At 45.8% G+C, this 18,970-nt stretch carries 18 protein-coding genes; 3 read left to right on the plus strand and 15 right to left on the minus strand.

From position 1 onward, the window contains the following. Positions 1–91: 91 nt before the first annotated feature. A complete protein-coding gene (locus ACZ1GZ_RS04495; protein WP_472667282.1) occupies positions 92–991 on the plus strand; it encodes a pirin family protein in 900 nt (299 codons plus the stop codon). 54 nt (positions 992–1,045) lie between these two features. On the opposite strand, the gene ACZ1GZ_RS04500 is transcribed toward ACZ1GZ_RS04495, so the two are convergent. After that, positions 1,046–1,702, minus strand: coding sequence for a peroxiredoxin (locus ACZ1GZ_RS04500; protein WP_472667283.1), 657 nt, complete (start codon positions 1,700–1,702; stop codon positions 1,046–1,048). Positions 1,703–1,838: 136 nt separating this feature from the next. Then, a complete protein-coding gene (locus ACZ1GZ_RS04505; RefSeq protein ID WP_472667284.1) occupies positions 1,839–3,419 on the minus strand; it encodes a peptide chain release factor 3 in 1,581 nt (526 codons plus the stop codon). A gap of 118 nt (positions 3,420–3,537) precedes the next feature. On the opposite strand from ACZ1GZ_RS04505, the gene dut reads away from it, so the two are divergent. Further along, positions 3,538–3,993 carry a dUTP diphosphatase gene (gene dut, locus ACZ1GZ_RS04510; RefSeq protein ID WP_472667285.1) on the plus strand — a complete coding sequence of 152 codons (456 nt, stop codon included), beginning with the start codon at positions 3,538–3,540 and terminating at the stop codon, positions 3,991–3,993. Between the two features lie 17 nt (positions 3,994–4,010). Here dut and ACZ1GZ_RS04515 read toward each other — a convergent pair whose 3' ends face one another. From ACZ1GZ_RS04515 to rsmI, 4 genes are all read right to left on the minus strand, one after another. Beyond that, complete coding sequence (locus ACZ1GZ_RS04515; protein WP_472667286.1) at positions 4,011–5,543, minus strand: YifB family Mg chelatase-like AAA ATPase; 1,533 nt, start codon at positions 5,541–5,543, stop codon at positions 4,011–4,013. A 167-nt stretch (positions 5,544–5,710) separates the two neighbouring features. Next, positions 5,711–6,661, minus strand: coding sequence for a glutathione synthase (gene gshB / locus ACZ1GZ_RS04520; protein WP_472667287.1), 951 nt, complete (start codon positions 6,659–6,661; stop codon positions 5,711–5,713). 62 nt (positions 6,662–6,723) lie between these two features. Continuing rightward, positions 6,724–7,092, minus strand: a complete 369-nt coding sequence (locus ACZ1GZ_RS04525) for a YraN family protein (protein WP_472667288.1) — start codon at positions 7,090–7,092, stop codon at positions 6,724–6,726. Next, a complete protein-coding gene (gene rsmI / locus ACZ1GZ_RS04530) occupies positions 7,089–7,979 on the minus strand; it encodes a 16S rRNA (cytidine(1402)-2'-O)-methyltransferase (RefSeq protein ID WP_472667289.1) in 891 nt (296 codons plus the stop codon). The genes ACZ1GZ_RS04525 and rsmI overlap by 4 nt, the downstream gene beginning before the upstream one ends. 144 nt (positions 7,980–8,123) lie before the next feature. Between rsmI and ACZ1GZ_RS04535 the strand changes: the two genes are divergently transcribed. Next, positions 8,124–9,356 (plus strand): penicillin-binding protein activator, encoded by a 1,233-nt coding sequence (locus tag ACZ1GZ_RS04535; RefSeq protein ID WP_472667290.1) that lies wholly within the window; start codon positions 8,124–8,126, stop codon positions 9,354–9,356. A gap of 51 nt (positions 9,357–9,407) precedes the next feature. Here ACZ1GZ_RS04535 and trmB read toward each other — a convergent pair whose 3' ends face one another. From trmB to olsA, 9 genes are all read right to left on the minus strand, one after another. Then, positions 9,408–10,109: a tRNA (guanine(46)-N(7))-methyltransferase TrmB gene (trmB, locus tag ACZ1GZ_RS04540; protein WP_472667291.1), complete on the minus strand. Its 702-nt coding sequence runs from the start codon at positions 10,107–10,109 to the stop codon at positions 9,408–9,410. Between the two features lie 22 nt (positions 10,110–10,131). After that, positions 10,132–11,400 carry a methionine adenosyltransferase gene (gene metK, locus ACZ1GZ_RS04545; RefSeq protein WP_472667292.1) on the minus strand — a complete coding sequence of 423 codons (1,269 nt, stop codon included), beginning with the start codon at positions 11,398–11,400 and terminating at the stop codon, positions 10,132–10,134. Between the two features lie 286 nt (positions 11,401–11,686). Beyond that, entirely contained in the window at positions 11,687–12,112 is a 426-nt protein-coding gene (locus ACZ1GZ_RS04550) for a helix-turn-helix domain-containing protein (protein WP_472667293.1), read from the minus strand. A 162-nt stretch (positions 12,113–12,274) separates the two neighbouring features. Continuing rightward, positions 12,275–13,858: an apolipoprotein N-acyltransferase gene (lnt, locus tag ACZ1GZ_RS04555; protein ID WP_472668231.1), complete on the minus strand. Its 1,584-nt coding sequence runs from the start codon at positions 13,856–13,858 to the stop codon at positions 12,275–12,277. 123 nt (positions 13,859–13,981) lie between these two features. Further along, positions 13,982–15,085, minus strand: coding sequence for a hemolysin family protein (locus tag ACZ1GZ_RS04560; RefSeq protein WP_472667294.1), 1,104 nt, complete (start codon positions 15,083–15,085; stop codon positions 13,982–13,984). Between the two features lie 43 nt (positions 15,086–15,128). After that, on the minus strand, positions 15,129–15,623 hold the full coding sequence (gene ybeY / locus ACZ1GZ_RS04565) for an rRNA maturation RNase YbeY (RefSeq protein ID WP_472667295.1): 495 nt from the start codon (positions 15,621–15,623) through the stop codon (positions 15,129–15,131). Next, positions 15,616–16,671 (minus strand): PhoH family protein, encoded by a 1,056-nt coding sequence (locus ACZ1GZ_RS04570; protein ID WP_472668232.1) that lies wholly within the window; start codon positions 16,669–16,671, stop codon positions 15,616–15,618. The genes ybeY and ACZ1GZ_RS04570 overlap by 8 nt, the downstream gene beginning before the upstream one ends. A 38-nt stretch (positions 16,672–16,709) precedes the next feature. Next, positions 16,710–18,122, minus strand: a complete 1,413-nt coding sequence (miaB, locus tag ACZ1GZ_RS04575; RefSeq protein WP_472667296.1) for a tRNA (N6-isopentenyl adenosine(37)-C2)-methylthiotransferase MiaB — start codon at positions 18,120–18,122, stop codon at positions 16,710–16,712. 64 nt (positions 18,123–18,186) lie between these two features. Next, complete coding sequence (olsA, locus tag ACZ1GZ_RS04580) at positions 18,187–18,969, minus strand: lyso-ornithine lipid O-acyltransferase (protein ID WP_472667297.1); 783 nt, start codon at positions 18,967–18,969, stop codon at positions 18,187–18,189. Between the last annotated feature and the right edge of the window lies 1 nt (position 18,970).

Raw genomic sequence — 18,970 nt, forward strand, 5'->3', positions numbered from 1 at the left:
AAAGTCCGCTGCTTGTTGCAAGCTTGAATAGGTCTATATTGGTTGCATATCAGGGCTTTGTAATAAGCCCAAGAATGTGAGGATTACATTTATGTCTGTCAGACCTATTAAATCTGAATCGCAAGCCATTCCAACCATGGAAGGGGCAGGGGTTCATCTTCATCGTGCATTTGGATTTCAAGACCCAACACTTGCCGATCCGTTTTTGTTGTTCGACGATTTTCGCAATGATGATCCGGAAAAATATCAAAACGGATTTCCATGGCATCCCCATCGCGGAATTGAAACAATCACCTATGTGCTTGCCGGTTCTGTTGAGCACGGGGATAGCTTAGGCAATTGCGGTGAAATGGGTGCAGGTGATGTTCAGTGGATGACTGCTGGGCGCGGTATTATGCACCAAGAAATGCCTCATGGTGATGCGGATGGAAAGATGCATGGCTTCCAGCTTTGGGCTAATCTACCCTCAAGTTTGAAAATGACGGACCCGCGTTATCAGGATATAGCATCGAAAGAAATTCCAACCGTGATTGATGATGATGGTACCGCAGCACGCGTGATCATTGGCGATTTCTGGGGTAAAACTGGCCCCGTTGACGGCGTGGCTGCAGAGCCAACTTTCCTGGATATCTCCGTTCCACCGCTGACTAAGAAACGATTTAAGATTGATACTTATAAATCAGCCTTTGCTTATATCTTTGCAGGTTCGGGCACCTTCCGCGATGCATCTCGTCCATTTGGTGTTTTGGTGGAAAAAGAAATTGCCGGAGAAGAAGTACACCTGCGTGATTTAAGCGGCGATCGCACGCTTGTTGTCTTTGATAAAGGCGATGAGATCACGGTGCAGTCAGGCGAACAGGGTATGCGCTTCTTGCTGGTTTCCGGAAAACCAATTGAAGAACCGGTGGCGTGGCATGGCCCAATTGTGATGAATACACAGGAAGAAATTCATCAGGCCATGCGCGATCTAAGATCTGGCAATTTCGTTTAAACATAAAAAAAGCGGCTCAGGTTATGAGCCGCTTTTCGTATTTATCTCTTCAGCTTATTTAGGCTGCTTTGTCTTACGAAGGTAAGGTAGAACTGTTTCAAATTCACCGAATTTTTCGGTAGCTTCTTCGTTGGAAACCGCAGGTGTGATGATCACATCTTCACCTTGCTGCCAGTTGGCGGGTGTCGCCACTTTATGATTTGCAGTCAGCTGCATAGAATCAATAGCGCGCAAGATTTCGTTGAAGTTACGGCCTGTTGTCATTGGGTAAGTCAGGATCAACTTGATCTTCTTATCAGGACCAATCACAAACACTGTTCTCACTGTTGCATTATCTGCAGGTGTACGACCTTCTGAGCTGTCACCTTCCGATGCTGGCAACATGTTGAAAGCTTTTGCAACTTCAAGCTTGCTGTCAGCGATCAATGGATAATCAACGTCATGGCCGGTAGCTGTTTTAATGTCAGCTTTCCATTTCACGTGGCTATCAACTGGATCAACAGATATACCGATGATTTTTACATTGCGCTTTTCAAAATCACCAGCAACACCTGCCATGGCGCCAAGTTCAGTTGTGCAAACAGGCGTGAAATCTTTAGGATGCGAGAACATCACAGCCCAGCTATCACCAATCCAATCGTGAAAATTGATTGTGCCTTGTGTGGTTTCCGCGGTAAAATCTGGTGCTGTATCATTAATTCGAAGTGACATTTTTAGTCTCCTTTTTCCTGCGCCATCAAAGCATCATATGGGTTTGCCACCGAGCTTTGTTTTTCTAATTTTATGCTTTTACAGATAAGGTTGTTCTAGCCTTATTACGAGGCTCAAAATCTGATTTTATCTAAGTTTATTGCGTTTGATATTCCTTAATATCAATCATCCGAATGGCGGGAGCGCGTTCAGCTTCATAATTTAGCGAAAATGCATCACTTGCCATAAAGACCGGATCACCATCCAAATCGCGCGCAATATCTCCACGGTGATTTGTGATAAACGTATCGAGATCATTATCATTCTCAGCAGAAATCCAGCGGCATACTGCAAACCGTGCCATTTCAAAACTGACCGGCAGATTATATTCAACCTTTAAACGTTCCTTCAATACATCAAGCTGCAAAGCGCCAACCACGCCAACAATTGCAGGCGATCCGTCCTCGGGTATGAACAACTGAACGACGCCTTCTTCAGCCATTTGCTGTAGAGCTTCTTTCAGTTTTTTCGCTTTCATTGCATCTTCTAAATGCACACGGCGCAAAATTTCCGGCGCAAAGTTCGGTACGCCTTGGAAAACTAGCGCTTCACCATCGGTAAGAGTATCACCAATGCGCAACGTTCCATGGTTTGGAATGCCAACCACATCGCCCGCATAAGCGGTGTCCGCCAATTGGCGTTGGGAGGCAAAGAAAAATTGCGGCGCAGACAAGCTCATTTGTTTAGCCGTTCTAGCAAGTCGAGCTTTCATGCCGCGCTTTAAACGGCCTGAACAAACACGCACGAAGGCAATTCTGTCTCGGTGGTTTGGATCCATATTCGCTTGGATCTTAAACACAAACGCAGACATCTTTTCATCTGTCGCTTCAACCGTGCGCGTATCAGCAATTTGTGATCGAGGGGGAGGCGCATGTTTGCCCAATGCATTAATTAGATCGCGGACGCCAAAATTACGCAAAGCTGATCCAAAAAATACAGGCGATAAGTGCCCTGCCAAAAACGCCTCTTGATCAAACGGGTTGCATGCCTCCATCGCCAAGCTGCAGGATTCAATAAAAGCTTCACGCTCATGCTCTGGCAAAAGCCCAGATGCACCATCAGCTTCTGGACCATTCACGGGTGTTGTTTCTTCTTCGCTGTCATTGCGGCGAACGCGATTTTCGGCCAGATGATAAGTGCCAGAGAAAGTTTTGCCCTGCCCAATTGGCCAGGTGATGGGGGCTGTATCAAGCGCTAGTTTTTCTTCAATCTCATCAAGAATTTCGAAAGTATCGCGCGCTTCGCGGTCCATTTTGTTAACAAAAGTGATAATCGGAATATCGCGCAATCGACAAACTTCAAATAATTTGAGCGTACGTGGCTCAATACCCTTGGCTGCATCCACCACCATGACGGCTGCATCAACCGCGGTAAGCGTTCGATAGGTATCATCGGCGAAGTCTTCGTGGCCTGGCGTATCAAGCAGATTATAAACACGATTATCATATTCAAATGTCATCACCGATGTAACCACAGAAATACCGCGTTCGCGTTCAATTTTCATCCAGTCTGAACGCGTTTGAATACGATCTTTTTTAGCTTTCACTTCTCCAGCAAGCTGAATAGCACCACCAAAAAGTAGCAGCTTTTCAGTCAATGTGGTTTTACCAGCGTCTGGGTGAGAAATAATCGCAAATGTTCGGCGGCGTGCCACCGCTTCTGAGAGCGTTTCGGGCATAATACATGAAATCCTGTTGATTGAGCGATCTTCTACCGCCTTGGCAGTAAAGATGCAATTGACGTAAGAGAAGAAAAGAGAAATCTATGAAGGAATTGTGCAGGAAGGATAATCAAACATGGGACCGACGATAAATATTAAGCGCTTGGATCACGCCGTTGGGCTTGAGTTACCTTCTTATGAAACTGAGGGTTCAGCGGGTATGGATATCAGATCAGCTGTTTCGGAAGATAGCCCCCTAGTGCTTACGCCAAACGAGCGTGCTCTTGTGCCAACGGGGTTAATATTTGAGATCCCACAAGGGTTTGAAGTGCAGATTAGGCCGCGCTCCGGATTGGCGTTTAAAAACGGGATCACTTGTTTAAACACACCTGGAACCATCGACAGCGATTATCGCGGAGAAATTAAAGTGCTTTTGATCAACCTCGGAACCGAGGATTTTAAAATCACCCGCGGCATGCGCATTGCGCAGATGATTGTGGCTCCGGTCGTTCAAGCCAATCTCAACGAAGTGAATGGGCTAGATGAAACTGATCGCGGTGCAGGTGGGTTTGGATCCACCGGTGTGAATTAGACCTGATCCTCGCGCCTTTAAGCACCTTCCATTAACCGTTCCCCTGCAATTCGATAAGATATTGCTTCTGCCAGATGAATGCGTTTGACCACAATTGAATTATCTAAATCAGCCAAAGTACGCGCAACTTTTAACACACGGTGATAAGCACGTGCGGAGAATAACATTTTCTGTGCCGCTTCATTTAGTAATGCGGAGCCTTCCTGATCCATTTTCGCCACGTGTTCAATTTGGGCCGTTGGACATCTTGAGTTCACCGTTATTTCTGGGTGCCCTAAATTTCGGTATCGCTCGGCCTGCATGGCGCGAGCACGTAAAACTCTGAGCGCCACAACGTCACTTTTTTCAGATGGTTTTGGTTGAATGAGATCCATTGCCGTCACCGCTGGCACATCAATTCTAAGATCAATCCGATCGAGCAATGGCCCAGATATACGTGCTTGATAGTCTGTTTTACACCGTGGGCCGCGAGCACATGTGCGTCCTGGCTCACCAGCCATGCCACAGCGACATGGGTTCATAGCTGCGATGAGTTGAATGTCTGCCGGATAGTTCACACGGTGATTGGCGCGCGCAATGATACAGCTCGATGTTTCAAGCGGTTGGCGAAGCGAATCCAATACTTGTGGTGAAAATTCGGGAAATTCATCAAGAAAAAGCACGCCCTTATGAGCCATGGAAACTTCACCAGGCCTTGCTTTGACCCCGCCTCCAACCATAGCGGCCATCGTTGCTGAGTGATGGGGCGCTCTAAAAGGTCTTTGGTCTGTTAGCTTGCCCCCCGATAGCTGGCCTGCAATTGAATGCACCATGGAGACACTTAGCAATTCAGCTGGCGATAATGACGGAAGGATGGATGAAAGCCTTGCCGCAAGCATTGATTTCCCAGAACCTGGCGGTCCGACCATTAAAAGGTTATGCCCACCAGCAGCTGCAACTTCCAATGCTCGTTTAGCCGTCTCCTGCCCCTTTATATCGGCAAGATCAGGCATGTCCTTTGCCGCTTCATGTCGGGTGGGTTTGGGCCGCGTTAAAACTTGTGTTCCACGAAAATGATTGGCAATCGCGATTAAGCTTTGTGGCGCAAGAATATCCATGTCTTCGCTTGCCCAAGCAGCTTCCGAACCACAATCATGAGGGCAGATTAATCCGCGATCCATCGCATTGGCTCCAATCGCTGCTGGTAATGCCCCTGCGACACAGGATATGGTGCCGTCCAGCGCAAGTTCACCTAACACGACGTAATTTTGCAGAGCATCTGACGGGATTGCACCCAATGCGGCCATCAATCCCAATGCAATTGGCAGATCAAAATGTGAACCTTCTTTGGGTAGGTCGGCAGGTGCTAAATTGATCGTAACCTTTTTAGCGGGAAGTGCCAGACCTGACGCATGCAGTGCTGCTTGCACTCGTTCGCGGCTCTCCGCAACAGCCTTGTCTGGCAAACCTACAATTTGCATGCCGATTTTACCCGGCGCAATCATCACCTGCACATCAACGGGCAAGGCTTCTATGCCTTGAAAGGCAACTGTTTTGACGTGGGAAACCATGGTGTCCTCAATGCACTATTTACGTGAATATAATTTAAATATACGCACATATAATTGTATTTAACAAGAACATTATAAGAACAAAATGCGAGATAAGCGCACTTTAAGTTGTATCGGGTTGTAATTGCTTATGTATTTAGAACATCTATGGAACGAAATTTATGGCGTTATTGATCAAAACGCTTTTCAACCGCATCCCAGAACAAGCTTGCGATATCAGCACCGCCGAACTTTTTCACTTCACGCACACCTGTTGGAGACGTCACATTAATTTCGGTCATGTAGTCGCCAATCACATCAATGCCAACAAGAGTAAAGCCGCGTTCGCGAAGTGCGGGACCAATGCGGGCACAAATATCTTTGTCACGATCGGTTAAATCAATGGCGGTTGCTTGTCCGCCAACATGCATGTTGGACCGTGCATCACCTTCCGCTGGCACACGATTAATCGCGCCAACCGCTTCGCCTTCGATCAGGATAATTCGTTTATCGCCAGCGCGAACCTGCGGCAAATATTGTTGCGCGATATAAGGTTCGCGATAAAGATCGCCAAACATCTCAAGAAGTGATGACAAGTTTTTATCATCTGAACGCAGGTGAAAGACGCCCGCGCCGCCATTTCCATAAAGCGGTTTAATAATCAGATCACCGACTTCTTCTCTGAAGGCGGCAATTTCTTCTGCATCTTTGGTGATCAGAGTTTTAGGCATTAAGTCAGCAAACTCAGTCACGAAGATCTTTTCAGGAGAATTACGAACCCAAGCAGGGTCATTGACCACAAGCGTTTTTGGGTGAACCTGCTCAAGCAAGTGCGTGCTTGTGATATAATTCATATCAAATGGCGGATCCTGACGAAGGAGCACAACGTCCATGTCTTCCAAAGGCATTCTTTTGCGTTCACCAAGGGTGTAATGATCACCTTCAACATCACGCAATGTCATGGCTTCCATGCTTGCATAAACTTTCCCATCGCGTTGGCTTAAACGATCAGGTGTATAATGGAAAAGATTATATCCACGCGATTGCGCTTCCAGAGAAAGCGCAAATGTCGTATCGCCATCGATAGAGATTGTTGAAACATGATCCATTTGGATCGCGACATTTTTAATGTGTGCCATGGGTGAATTCCTTATTGTCACCCCAGATAGGGTCAAACGGATGTTGATTTCAATAGACCAGTTTAAAAAGCATCTAAAAAATGCACCGGTAATTGCCAAGAGCGGATCACAATGATGTCATATCTTTGCGAAATCAGATGAGGGTTCTTTTGTTTAGCAAGCCATAGATCGCTGGCGTTTTTAATTCTGGTTTGTGATTGGTAGGAAACGGCATCGACACCTTTTTGTACATCTGCACGCGCTTTAACTTCAACAAAGATTGCAAGATCGCGCTTTCGTGCAACGATATCGATTTCCCCGCTTTTTGTTTTGTATCGCAAATTGGCGATGCGATAGCCTTTGAACATCAAGTATATAACGGCAATATATTCAGCGAAATGACCTTTTAAATTGGCTTTACGTCGGGCCTTTGTTGCTGATCGGTCGCTCATATATCGCTATCACCTTTAAGCGCTAACAGTTGTTGGTAAAGATCTTTGCGTGATCGGCCGGTAATGCGTGAAGCTTCGCTGGCTGCCTGACTTGTCGACATTTCAGATGCGAGTTTCGTCAAAAGCGGAGTGATATCTTCGTCAAGATCAATTTCTTCCTCTTGCGGCGGTGCAATCACCAACACAACTTCGCCTTTGACATTGCGCGCTTCAAAGTTGTCGTAAAGCTCTTTTAAGCTACCCTTGGCAAATTCCTCATGGCTTTTGGTAAGTTCTCGGCAAATACAGGCGGCCCGGTCATCACCTAAAACCGAGGCAGCGTTTTTTAAAGCTGCTGTAATGCGATGCGGAGATTCAAAAAATATCAATGTCGCTTTAATGGCACCCAGCTCTTTGAGGCGATCCGTGCGCGCTTTTTCTTTATTTGGCAAAAACCCAGCGTAAAAAAAACTATCTGTGGGTAACCCTGCCGCCATCAACGCAGTTAAAACAGATGAAGCACCGGGAACGGGGATAACCTTATGTCCAGCCTCAATTGTGTCATTGACCACACGATAACCTGGATCAGAAATCAGTGGCGTGCCGGCATCTGAAATGAGCGCAACGGTTTTTCCCTCTTCAAGTGCTTCAATGATTTTGCCACTTGCAAATTCAGCATTGTGCTCATGGTAAGCCACAGTTCTGGTGGTAATCTGATATCGATCTAACAGTTTGCGGCTTGTCCGTGTATCTTCGCAGGCAATCACATCACAACTTGCTAATACTTCGAGTGAACGCACGGTAATATCAGATAAATTCCCGATCGGCGTGGCCACAATGTAAAGACCTGGATCAATCGGCTTTGCATCAAACTCGACGGAGTGAATGCGGTATTTATTGCCAGTCATGAAGCCAAACCCTTTAAAAAAACTGTGTCTTTTTTAAAACTATTGCCCAGAATTACAATAGTGATTGCAATTCGTTGCTGGTCAGCGGACAACACTTGCGATAGAAGGCCAGTATTGGGTGAATAAATTTCATTAGGCGGTACTATGTTCAGCAAACTGTTGGAACGAGTAAACTTGGGTGCACTAAAGCACAAAATTTCGATGTCATTATCGTTGTTCACAACGGCTGTTGTTTTAACAAGTTGCCAATCCGGGGTCACCAATTTCGGCGTAAACCAGGATACAACAACAACGCAAGTTGAACAGGTGGGAACCTTGCCTGTCAAAACCGGCTCGGCAGTTGGCGAAGTCCTGGGTTTTGGGCCAGCTAGGATAGCATTCCTTGTTCCGCGCACAGCACCGGGTAATGGTGCAGCTGTTGCCAAGCAATTGCGCAATGCAGCTGAGCTTGCCATCGAAGATCTGGGCACCAATGTCATGGAACTTGTGATCAAAGATACAGGTGGCACACCAGCTGGCGCAATTACCGCAACGGAAGAAGCCATTAATGAAGGTTCATCCGTTGTCCTTGGTCCAGTCTTTTCAAGTTCTGTGACCTCTGCCAGATCTGTGATTTCACAAACAAACCGCCCATTGATTGGTTTTTCCTCCGATCCAACTGCAGCCGGACCTGGTGGATATTTGATCTCTTTCTTACCTGATCAGCTCATTGGTAAGTCAATTGATTTTGCCGTTTCACAGGGACGCCGAACATTTGCAGCTATTGTGCCATCGGGCGCTTATGGCTCACTTGTAGAACGCAAGTTGCGCACGTCTTTGCAATCGCAAGGCGGCACATTACTAGCCATATCAAAATATCAGTATAATAACGATTCTGTGCAAGCTGCGATCAATGAACTTGTAGATGCAGCCAAGCAAGCAGACGTTATTTTCATTCCCGATGGTGGCAATTCACCAGTTGTGATAGCACGTCAGTTAAAGCGGGCAGGGGTGGATTTATCCCAAAAACTCTTGATGGGTACCGGCCAATGGCGAAATTCAAATCTATCAGCACCTGATCTGCAAGGCGCAATTTTTGCCGATATGGATCAAACTCGCTTCGATGTTTTCAAGCAAAGATACTCGCAGCGCTATGGCAGCGAACCAACGGTAAATGCAGCGCTTGGATATGATGCTGTATTGCTTGTAGGTGGATTGTTGCGCGAAAATCCGGGACGCCAGATTACACGCAGTGAAATTGAGCGGCGTCAGGGCTTTATTGGTGCTTCAGGTGTGTTCCGTTTCCTCGCAGATGGTCGAAACGAACGCGGGCTTGCAATTTTCCAAGTTCAAAGCGGTCAAGCGATTACAATACAAGCATCGCCATCATCATTCTAATCAGACAGCTATGTTTTCAATGGGATTTCAGCGTTATTTGATAGCGCAGGCCTAGTGCCGGATAAAGTCTAGATAGGCGGGTGTTCGCCCCTCGCGGAAGGCTTTTGCCTCATAGCGCGTTGATGGCCATCCGTCCCAAGGTTGTGACCAATCATCAGGGCCTAATGCTACCCAGCTAAAATCAGGGTGTGCATTGATATGCTCCAACGTCCAATTGACGTAAGTATCAATGTCAGATGCAAAACAGAACTTTCCACCTGGTTTCAACACGCGAGAAAATCGATCAAGATTGACAGTGGATACAAATCTGCGTTTCCAATGGCGGCGTTTCGGCCATGGATCGGGGTAAAGCAAATCTATGTGATCAATGCAATTGTCTGGTAACCAATCCAGCACCAATGTTGCATCATCATCATATAGGCGCAAATTACCAATCGGGTCTTCATAAACAGAGCGGGCTAATTTTGCCATTGAATTCACGAAGGGTTCAACACCAATGAAACATGTATTGGGTTGATTGCGCGCGCGATGCAAAAGGTGCTCACCACCTCCAAAGCCAATTTCCAAGCGGACACTATCGCCAGAACTATTCCATAAATCCATGAAATTCTCTGGCGCAGGTTTTGAAAGGTCAAGTTTAAGCTTGGGAAGAACTTCGGCAAGCGCAACATGGTGATTGCTTTTAAGGTGCTTACCTTTGCGACGACCGAAAAATGCTTCGGTCGCGCGTTCTGGGTGGCTTTGATCAGTCATGACTTATGAAAGTTTAAAATTATTACGCCTCTTTCACAGCACGCTTAAGCGCTGTGGTCAAATCAGTTTTCTCCCAGGAGAATGAACCGTTTCGACCAGGTTTGCGACCGAAGTGGCCATAAGCTGCAGATTGAGCATAAATAGGTTTGTTCAAATCAAGATGTTTGCGAATACCTGTTGGTGACAAGTCCATTGTCTCACGAATAGCAGCTTCAACCACTTCTTCAGAGACTTTGCCAGTCCCGTGTAAATCAACATAGATAGACAATGGTTGAGCAACACCAATCGCATAGGACAATTGAATTGTACATTTGTCGGCAAGTTTTGCCGCAACTACGTTTTTAGCTAAGTAGCGCGATGCATAAGCAGCAGAACGATCAACCTTAGTCGTGTCTTTACCCGAGAAAGCGCCGCCGCCGTGAGGCGCTGCACCACCATATGTATCCACAATGATCTTACGACCTGTAAGACCTGCGTCACCATCCGGGCCACCAATTACAAACTTACCTGTTGGGTTGATGTACCAATCGCAATCATCAGCAATTGCTAAATCACCAAGTGCTTCGCGAATATATGGCTCACATACAGAGCGAACTTTCTTTGAATCCCAGCTGTCATCAAGATGCTGTGTCGACAAAACAATTGACGTAACCTCAGATGGCTTGCCATCAACATAACGAACAGTAACCTGGCTTTTTGCATCTGGACCAAGTTTGCTAGCATCACCTTCACCTGACTTACGCGCAGCAGCAAGCAATTCTAAAATCTTGTGCGAATAATAAATAGGAGCAGGCATAAGAGCGTCCGTCTCGCGGCATGCATATCCGAACATAATCCCTTGATCACCGGCGCCTTCTTCACCTTGCTTATCAGCTGCATTATCAACACCCTGACCAATGTCAGGAGACTGACCATGCAACAAGACATCAACGCGTGCCGTTTTCCAGTGAAAACCATCTTGCTCATAACCAATATCACGGATGGCGCGACGTGCTGCTGATCTAAAACGTCCAGCTGCAACAACAGGAAGGCCCGCCGCATCATGAACGATGTTGCCCTCTTTGTCTTTTTTTAGCAGCGTTTCAGGCACGCGAACTTCACCGGCAATAACAACACGGTTTGTCGTGGTGAGTGTTTCGCAAGCAACGCGGACTTTGTATGGATCCATACCAGTTTTCTTCGCTTCGCGATAAACAAGGTCCACAATTTCATCAGAGATGCGATCGCAAACTTTGTCCGGATGACCTTCTGATACGGATTCACTTGTAAATAGATAGTTCTGGCGTGCCATTGGAGTCCTCATTACGTAGATTTCTAGACTTGAAACAATCAAGCGCGCAACTACGGTTATTTCAACAGGAGCCCAAACTGTTCAAACTCCCAAAATTCAAAGTCATTATTTGGTAAATCTTTTACGAAAAGCTTAATGATTATACAAGGACATAAATATATCTTGATATCTGCAAATAACAAAAAATTGCAGATTTACGCCATTATTTGGCTTTTTACAGCCTAAAATAAAAAATGCCCGCAATCACAGAGGTCATTACGGGCATAAAATTATGTTTTGTGTATCTCTATTCAGCAGCGATATCACTGTCTGCTGCAAGTGCTTTTGTGAGGTCAATTAATTTCCGGCGGATTTTCGGATCTTCAATCTTTATGAAAGCACGATTGAGTTGTAATCCTTCTGATGATGATAAAAAGCTTACAACGTAGTTGGAACTCGCAGCTTCAGCCATTCCTTGCTGATCAGATGGTGACTCCCCAGGTGCATCCTCAAAGAAAAATGAAACGGGAACAGTTAAAACCGATGAGATGTTTTGCAGCCTACTGGCGCCAACACGGTTGGTTCCTTTTTCGTATTTTTGAATTTGTTGAAAAGTTATGCCCAAAGCTTCACCAAGTTTTTCCTGGCTCATGCTCAACATAGTTCTTCTTAACCGAATTCGGCTTCCCACATGCACATCTATAGGATTAGGTTGTTTCTTGGTCGCTTTCATATAATTTCCTAACGGGCTAAAAGGGATAAACTGAATTGCGTGAATTAGGTTATTTTCGTATTAGGTATCAAAGGGGCTAACTAATATACCATACAATATCGATATAATTATAGCGCCATCGTAATTGAATAATCAAATAAGTATTTTTTATGGAGAATGGTATCAACTTTTTGTTTTAAGACGTCGACCACATACATATGATGTCATGAAACAGACAAATAACAAAATGAAAAATACCAAGTTTCGTTGGTTGTGATTGAGCAGAACAACCTTGCGCCCTGGCAAGTTCACATCCAGTTTTCCAATCGCATTAAGTGCAAGACCATCAACAATACGCCCCGTTGCATCTGTAACCACGGATATACCATTATTTCCAGCGCGAATAAGGGGCAGGCCCGTTTCTGTCGATCGCAACTGCGCTTGGCGCAAGTGTTGATAAGGGCCAGGCGTGTCGCCATACCAGGCATCATTGGTGACATTGATAAGTGCGCTTAGCTCATCGTTATCGCCTTGCGCATATTTTGGGAAAATCGCCTCGTAACAGATAAGGGGTAGTAATTTTAAATTACTTCCCAGTTCTAAAATTCTCTGTTTGCTTGCTGCTGAAAACCCGCCAAATGTTTCGGCAATCGGGTTTAGTCCGATCTGCCGCAATAGGCTTTCAAATGGCAAATATTCGCCAAACGGCACCAAATGATGTTTGTCCGCTGATCCAATAATCTGCCCCTCATCATTGATAACGTAAATTGTGTTGTAATATTTGTCGGCTCCACCTGAGGCGCTTTCCTCCAAACGCACTGCACCGGCAATCAGAGTTTGTCCGATTGTTAATGTATCGGCAATTTGAGAAAGCGCATCAGGGGTTTTTGTTAAAATAAAGGGAACCGAAGTTTCAGGCCAAATAATCACAGACGGTTGTTCTTGATCTTCAGCGGGTGGCTCAGCGGAAAGCGTAAGATAGGTTTTAAATATTTCGGCCCGCTTTTCATCATCCCATTTCTCTTCCTGATCAATTGAGGGTTGAACGATGCGAATAATATGCCCAGAATTTTCCGGCAACGACTGATTAAGCGTAAAGATACCATAACCAATATGTGCACAAATCATCAATAGTGCGACGATAATGGCAGGCTTTAAGCCTTGCTTGGTGGCAATTAATGCAGGTACTGATGCGATAAACACTGTGATGATGCTCATGCCGAAGATACCAAGAATTTCCGAAGATTGCATGGCAACCGGAACCGGCATGGCAGCATAGCCAATCGTATTCCATGGAAATCCAGTAAATACAGCGCCTCTTAAATATTCTAATGCGCCGAAACTTGCGCTTAATGAAAAGATGCGCCCTATGCCATTGTCCCAAAATAAGCGGGCGAGAACCACGGCAAGCCCGTAAAATATAGCGAGGAGAGCAGGAAGAGCAAATATGGCAAGCGGGAGCGCCCAATAAGCCTCTTCACCACTTGTGAGCACAGCATTACCCAGCCACCAAAGACCTGCGGTAAAATAGCCAAAGCCAAAACTCCAGCCCGTCATAAAGGCCGGCTTACGTGCTGCAATAAAACCCTTGTCAGGTTGTTTGCTCGCCCCATCGATTAGCCAAACTAAAATGGGAAAAGAAATGAATAAGACCGCAAAAAAGTCAAATGGCGGCAACGCAAAATTTGCAAATGCACCAGCAAGAAAAGCGATGATGAAGCGTTTAACACCCCATGAAAGCATGATATCGCCAGAGATTTTATCCAACATTTATGCGCTTTCTGACCTTGGTTGCAAAATGTGCATCAGGCAATTGTGCGAATCAGCTTCGCCAATGACTATGTTGGTGTACAATTATAGCTATAAGCAACTCAAGCAGCGAATTGAGATTTAACTGCTTGTTTCCGGTTTTTCATCACTTTCGATGCTGACTTTCCCCATTCGGCGCCTTGTATTGGCCTTAAGGCGTAAAATCCGCACGCGTTTGATGCGTCGCGCATCGGCATCTGTGATATGAAACTCGTAGCCCTGAACCATTCGTACCACTTCACCACGCACGGGAACTCGGCCCAATCTTGCAAAGACAAGACCACCGATTGTATCAACATCATCAGTGTTTTCACTTTTTGAAAAATCAATACCAAGGATTTCAGATAATTCCTCAAGACTCGCTTTTGCTTCAGCTTGCCAAATTCCCTCATTAACTTCGGTAATGAGTGGTCCATCGATATCATCATGCTCATCTTCAATATCGCCCACAACAATTTCAACGATATCTTCCAATGATACAAGCCCGTCTGTTCCGCCATATTCATCAATGACCAACGCCATTTGTGTCCGCGTTGCCTGCATCCGTTTAAGCAAGTCTGAAGCGAGCATTGATGCTGGCACGAATAAAACACTACGCATAATATTTGCGTCCTGAAGGGTTTTATCCAGTTTGATTTTGGTAAAATCCAGTGGCTTTGACGTTGTTTTACTGGTTGAAGACTTAGCTGTGCTGCGGCGCCCATTTCGTGCTTGTCTGGTATAATATGCGAGCAAGTCTCGAATATGCACCATGCCTTTTGGGTCATCCAGATTATCTGAGAAAACAGGCATTCTGGAATGTCCAGAATTTTCAAAGACAGTTGTGAGATCACCAAGAGACACAGAACGATCAACCGCGATAATGTCTGCTCTTGGTATCATAACATCTTCAACACGAACTTCGCGCATCAACAATATATTGTCGAGCATTGCGCGTTCATCGGCGGAAAATCCGGAACTTATATCGTCGCCATTCTTGAGTGCCTCGCTGAAGTCCTCGCGAATATTCATGCCTTCAGCGGAAGGGAAAAGCGCGCGCTTCAAGCGTTGCCAAATGCCAATTTTCGATTTTCGTTTTGTATGGTTTTGTATCGATCCGTCCGGACTGTCGCCGTCGTCGTTTTGATCTTCGTTCAGATCAGAAGCTGAATCTAATGTGTCAGCTTGTACAGTTTTCTCGTTCATTGTCTCTTCAGTTTAATGGCCCAAAATGCTGGGCGGTCGAACTTTAATTCTCATAAGGGTCAGATAGGCCTATTGAAAGCAAAATTCCAGTCTCAATACGCTCCATTTGTTCCGCATCTGTGTCATTTATATGATCATAGCCTAAAAGATGCAAAAATCCATGAATAAACAAATGAGTGAAGTGTTCTTCAAAACTCTTGGTTAATTCTTCAGATTCCCGCTTGATCGTCTCATATGCAAAAATTATGTCACCAAGAAGTGGCAGAGGTGTCTCACCAACGGCAATCTCCTTAGTTGGAAAAGACAGCACATTAGTCGCTTTGTCTTGCTGGCGCCATTTCGAATTAATCTCTTTGATTGATGCGTCATCCGTTAAAAGAACAGATAATTCCATTGGAAATGGAGGAAAACTTATCTGTTCTTTATCTTCCAGCCAGCTCATAACATTCGCTGATGTTTCATAGGCTAATGTGTTTATTGCGTTGATATCGCTCCAGTGCTCACCATCAACGGCAATATCAATTGCGAGTTCAGGCATCAGGTTTTTGCGTTTTGTCTTCAGCAGTATTTTCCGCTTTGACATACTTTTTATCGTAGGCGGTCACAATTTTCTGCACAAGATGATGTCGCACAACATCCACATCACGGAAGCGGCAGGTCACAATGCCTTCAATCCCGCGCAATACATCCAATGCTTCAATCAAACCAGATTTTGTGCCACCCGGCAAGTCAATCTGGCTAGGATCACCAGTGATGATCATACGCGCATTTTCACCCAATCGTGTGAGGAACATTTTCATCTGCATCGGCGTTGTATTCTGTGCTTCATCCAAAATAACCGCAGCATTTGTCAAAGTACGCCCGCGCATAAACGCAAGCGGCGCGATTTCAATAACCCCTGCAGTCAAAGCACGTTCCACCTTGTCGCCCGGGATCATGTCGTATAACGCATCATATAATGGGCGCAGGTAAGGATCGACCTTTTCTTTCATATCACCAGGTAGGAAGCCCAACCGCTCGCCCGCTTCAACAGCAGGACGCGATAAGATGATACGTTCAATTTGACCGCGTTCTAAAAGCTGCGCTGCATAAGCAACTGCAAGATAAGTTTTACCCGTACCCGCAGGACCAACACCAAACACGAGCTCAGCTCGTTCCATGGCGCGAATATATGCGTCTTGCGTTGGTGTGCGCGCTAGAATTGTCTTTTTATGGGTCGAGATCTGCGCCATGGCCAGCTTTGCGCTGTTGTCCATTGTGGGCAGTGAAAGCTGATCATCGGCTGCAACCGCCATTCGGATTGCACCATCAACATCGGAATTTTCGATCAATTCGCCCTTCATCAACCGCTCATAAAGTGAATCCAATGCACGCCTTGCCTGATTGGTTTCTAGCGCCGGGCCATTTAAAACAACGTTGTTTCCGCGTGCATGGGCATCAATACCAAGCTTCTGCTCGAGCAAAGCAAGGTGTTGGTCAAATTGTCCAAAGAGCATGGTCGCGAGACGATTGTTATCGAAGGTGAGTTCAACTTGTGTCGTATCAGATGCACCTGCATCTTCTACATTATTGTTTTCAAAAGGCATTTGCCGACTTGTCAAATTCTATAAACTCCAAAACGGTTTTAGATCACATCCGCCATTAAGCTGTAAGGGGCGGCTTTAGTGATTCGCACTCTTAGAGTATCACCTATTTTCGCATCTTTTGCGTCAATAATTACAGATTGCAGCCAAGGAGAACGCCCGATGAGTTGCCCAGGCTTTCGGCCAGGCTTTTCAAGAAGGATATCCATCTCCTTGCCAACACATGTTTCAGCAAACTCATATTGCTGTTCTGAAAGTAATGCCTGAAGGCGTTTCAAACGTTCTGCTTTGACATCTTCTGATACGTGATCTTTAAAATCAGCACCGGGTGTGCCTGGACGTGGTGAATATTTAAACGAGTAAGCCTGCGCATATTTAACCTGGCGGATCAGATCGAGAGTATCTTCAAAATCTTCTTCGGTTTCACCAGGGAAGCCAACAATAAAATCACCAGAAATCGCCAAATCAGGGCGGCCTTCGCGAATGCGCGCAATCAGCTTAATATATTCATCGCGTGTATGCCGACGGTTCATAGCTTTTAAAATTTTGTCGGAACCCGCTTGAACTGGTAAGTGCAGATAAGGCATGAGCTTATCAATATCTCGGTGGGCATTTATCAAAGCACTGTCCATGTCACGCGGATGACTGGTTGTATATCTAAGGCGCTCAATCCCGTCGATCTCTGCTAGGCGATGAAGCAACTCACCCAAACCCCATTCACGACCGTCATCGCCTTTGCCATGCCAGGCATTTACATTTTGACCAAGCAATGTGATTTCGCGAACACCTGCATCTACAAGATCACGCGCTTCTGATAGCAGTTGGGACACTGGGCGCGAAATTTCAGCACCTCGTGTGTAAGGGACCACACAAAAGGTGCAAAACTTATCACACCCTTCCTGAACTGTGAGAAAGGCTGTAACCCCACGCGAACGGATTTGTTTCTTTTCAGCCTTTGGCAAATGAACAAATTTATCGTCTTCAGTGAATTCTGTTTCGACAACTTTTTCACCCTTGCGAGCACGGCCAAGCGCATCGGGTAATTGGTGATAAGTCGCAGGGCCTATCACCATATTCACAACAGGAGAACGCTTGATGATTTCCTCACCCTCAGCCTGCGCCACACAGCCTGCAACAGCAACCATCATATCAGAGCCGCCTTCTTCCATGCGTTTCTGCTTCATCTTATTTAATCGGCCCAAGTCAGAATAAACTTTCTCGGCGGCCTTTTCGCGAATATGGCACGTGTTTAAAAGCACAAGGTCGGCGTCATCGGGCGTATCAGTTGGCGTATAGCCATCTTTTGCCAATGCATCGCTCATGCGCTCGCTGTCATAAACATTCATCTGGCAGCCAAAAGTTTTGATAAACACTTTTTGGCCTTCAGCTGGTTTTGAATTATCGGTTGAATTTACAACCTGTTCAGCGGTTATATCTTGTTCAATCTTGCTCATGAGGCCTATTTAAACCTATTAACGCGAGATGCAAATAGTTTGATCAGTCGCAGTGCTGATAATTTTATCGAAGCGATCGGTTTAGGCTGTCACGGATAGCTTTTTCGCTCATCTGTGCGATTTCCGAACGTTTCATACTGTCGTCAAAAATTATCGGTTCTCCATAGGTGATTTCGACACCCATAGAGCCTTCAATCAGGACTTGATATAAATGAGGCATTAAGCCGACATCGCCCGGCCATGCAGCCAGATCACGACCGCCACGCCCTAAAGGGATACCATGGGCCGAAACATAGGCAACCGATACCGGCTGAATGATCAATTCGTGATTTGGTAGATCTATCTGTGCGCGTTGCACAGCGCCAAAAAGCGCTGATTTAAACGGCATAACAAAATTTCCATCAGATGTCGTTCCTTCAGGGAACAAAACAACGATATCGCCATTCTTCATCCGATTGGCAATGGCAGAGACCTGATCACCGGTTGAAAGACGGCGGTTACGGTCGATGAAAATCGTGTGCTGTAACTTTGCCAATGTACCAAAAATGGGCCAGTCGCGCACTTCAGATTTAGCAATGAAAACTACTGGTGCGGATGAGCCAAGTGTAACAATATCGAGCCATGAAGTATGGTTTGCAACCAGCATCAACGGGCGTTGTTTTGAGATTTTGCCGCGATATTTGATTTTGATGCCGATCGCCCATCGCGCGATAAAGTGCCAAATACGCGGTGTAATGCGTGAAACCTGGTCTTTGTAAACAAGCGCAACAAGATGAAATGGCAGCAGCACAAGTGTTGTGACGATCAAAACCGCCAATACCCACAATATGCGGAGAGCTGCGCGCATT

The sequence above is a fragment of the Lentilitoribacter sp. JB5-8 genome (assembly GCF_055693385.1).

Bases quoted from the DNA above. Each gene is read 5' to 3' on its own strand.
- ACZ1GZ_RS04515 (WP_472667286.1), bottom strand. From the start codon at position 5,543: ATGGTTTCCCACGTCAAAACAGTTGCCTTTCAAGGCATAGAAGCCTTG.
- dut (WP_472667285.1), top strand. From the start codon at position 3,538: ATGGGACCGACGATAAATATTAAGCGCTTGGATCACGCCGTTGGGCTT.
- ACZ1GZ_RS04500 (WP_472667283.1), bottom strand. From the start codon at position 1,702: ATGTCACTTCGAATTAATGATACAGCACCAGATTTTACCGCGGAAACC.
- ACZ1GZ_RS04525 (WP_472667288.1), bottom strand. From the start codon at position 7,092: ATGAGCGACCGATCAGCAACAAAGGCCCGACGTAAAGCCAATTTAAAA.
- ACZ1GZ_RS04505 (WP_472667284.1), bottom strand. From the start codon at position 3,419: ATGCCCGAAACGCTCTCAGAAGCGGTGGCACGCCGCCGAACATTTGCG.
- ACZ1GZ_RS04550 (WP_472667293.1), bottom strand. From the start codon at position 12,112: ATGAAAGCGACCAAGAAACAACCTAATCCTATAGATGTGCATGTGGGA.
- ACZ1GZ_RS04495 (WP_472667282.1), top strand. From the start codon at position 92: ATGTCTGTCAGACCTATTAAATCTGAATCGCAAGCCATTCCAACCATG.
- trmB (WP_472667291.1), bottom strand. From the start codon at position 10,109: ATGACTGATCAAAGCCACCCAGAACGCGCGACCGAAGCATTTTTCGGT.
- ACZ1GZ_RS04570 (WP_472668232.1), bottom strand. From the start codon at position 16,671: ATGCCTTTTGAAAACAATAATGTAGAAGATGCAGGTGCATCTGATACG.
- ACZ1GZ_RS04535 (WP_472667290.1), top strand. From the start codon at position 8,124: ATGTTCAGCAAACTGTTGGAACGAGTAAACTTGGGTGCACTAAAGCAC.
- ybeY (WP_472667295.1), bottom strand. From the start codon at position 15,623: ATGCCTGAACTCGCAATTGATATTGCCGTTGATGGTGAGCACTGGAGC.
- miaB (WP_472667296.1), bottom strand. From the start codon at position 18,122: ATGAGCAAGATTGAACAAGATATAACCGCTGAACAGGTTGTAAATTCA.
- metK (WP_472667292.1), bottom strand. From the start codon at position 11,400: ATGGCACGCCAGAACTATCTATTTACAAGTGAATCCGTATCAGAAGGT.
- rsmI (WP_472667289.1), bottom strand. From the start codon at position 7,979: ATGACTGGCAATAAATACCGCATTCACTCCGTCGAGTTTGATGCAAAG.
- ACZ1GZ_RS04560 (WP_472667294.1), bottom strand. From the start codon at position 15,085: ATGAACGAGAAAACTGTACAAGCTGACACATTAGATTCAGCTTCTGAT.
- gshB (WP_472667287.1), bottom strand. From the start codon at position 6,661: ATGGCACACATTAAAAATGTCGCGATCCAAATGGATCATGTTTCAACA.
- olsA (WP_472667297.1), bottom strand. From the start codon at position 18,969: ATGCGCGCAGCTCTCCGCATATTGTGGGTATTGGCGGTTTTGATCGTC.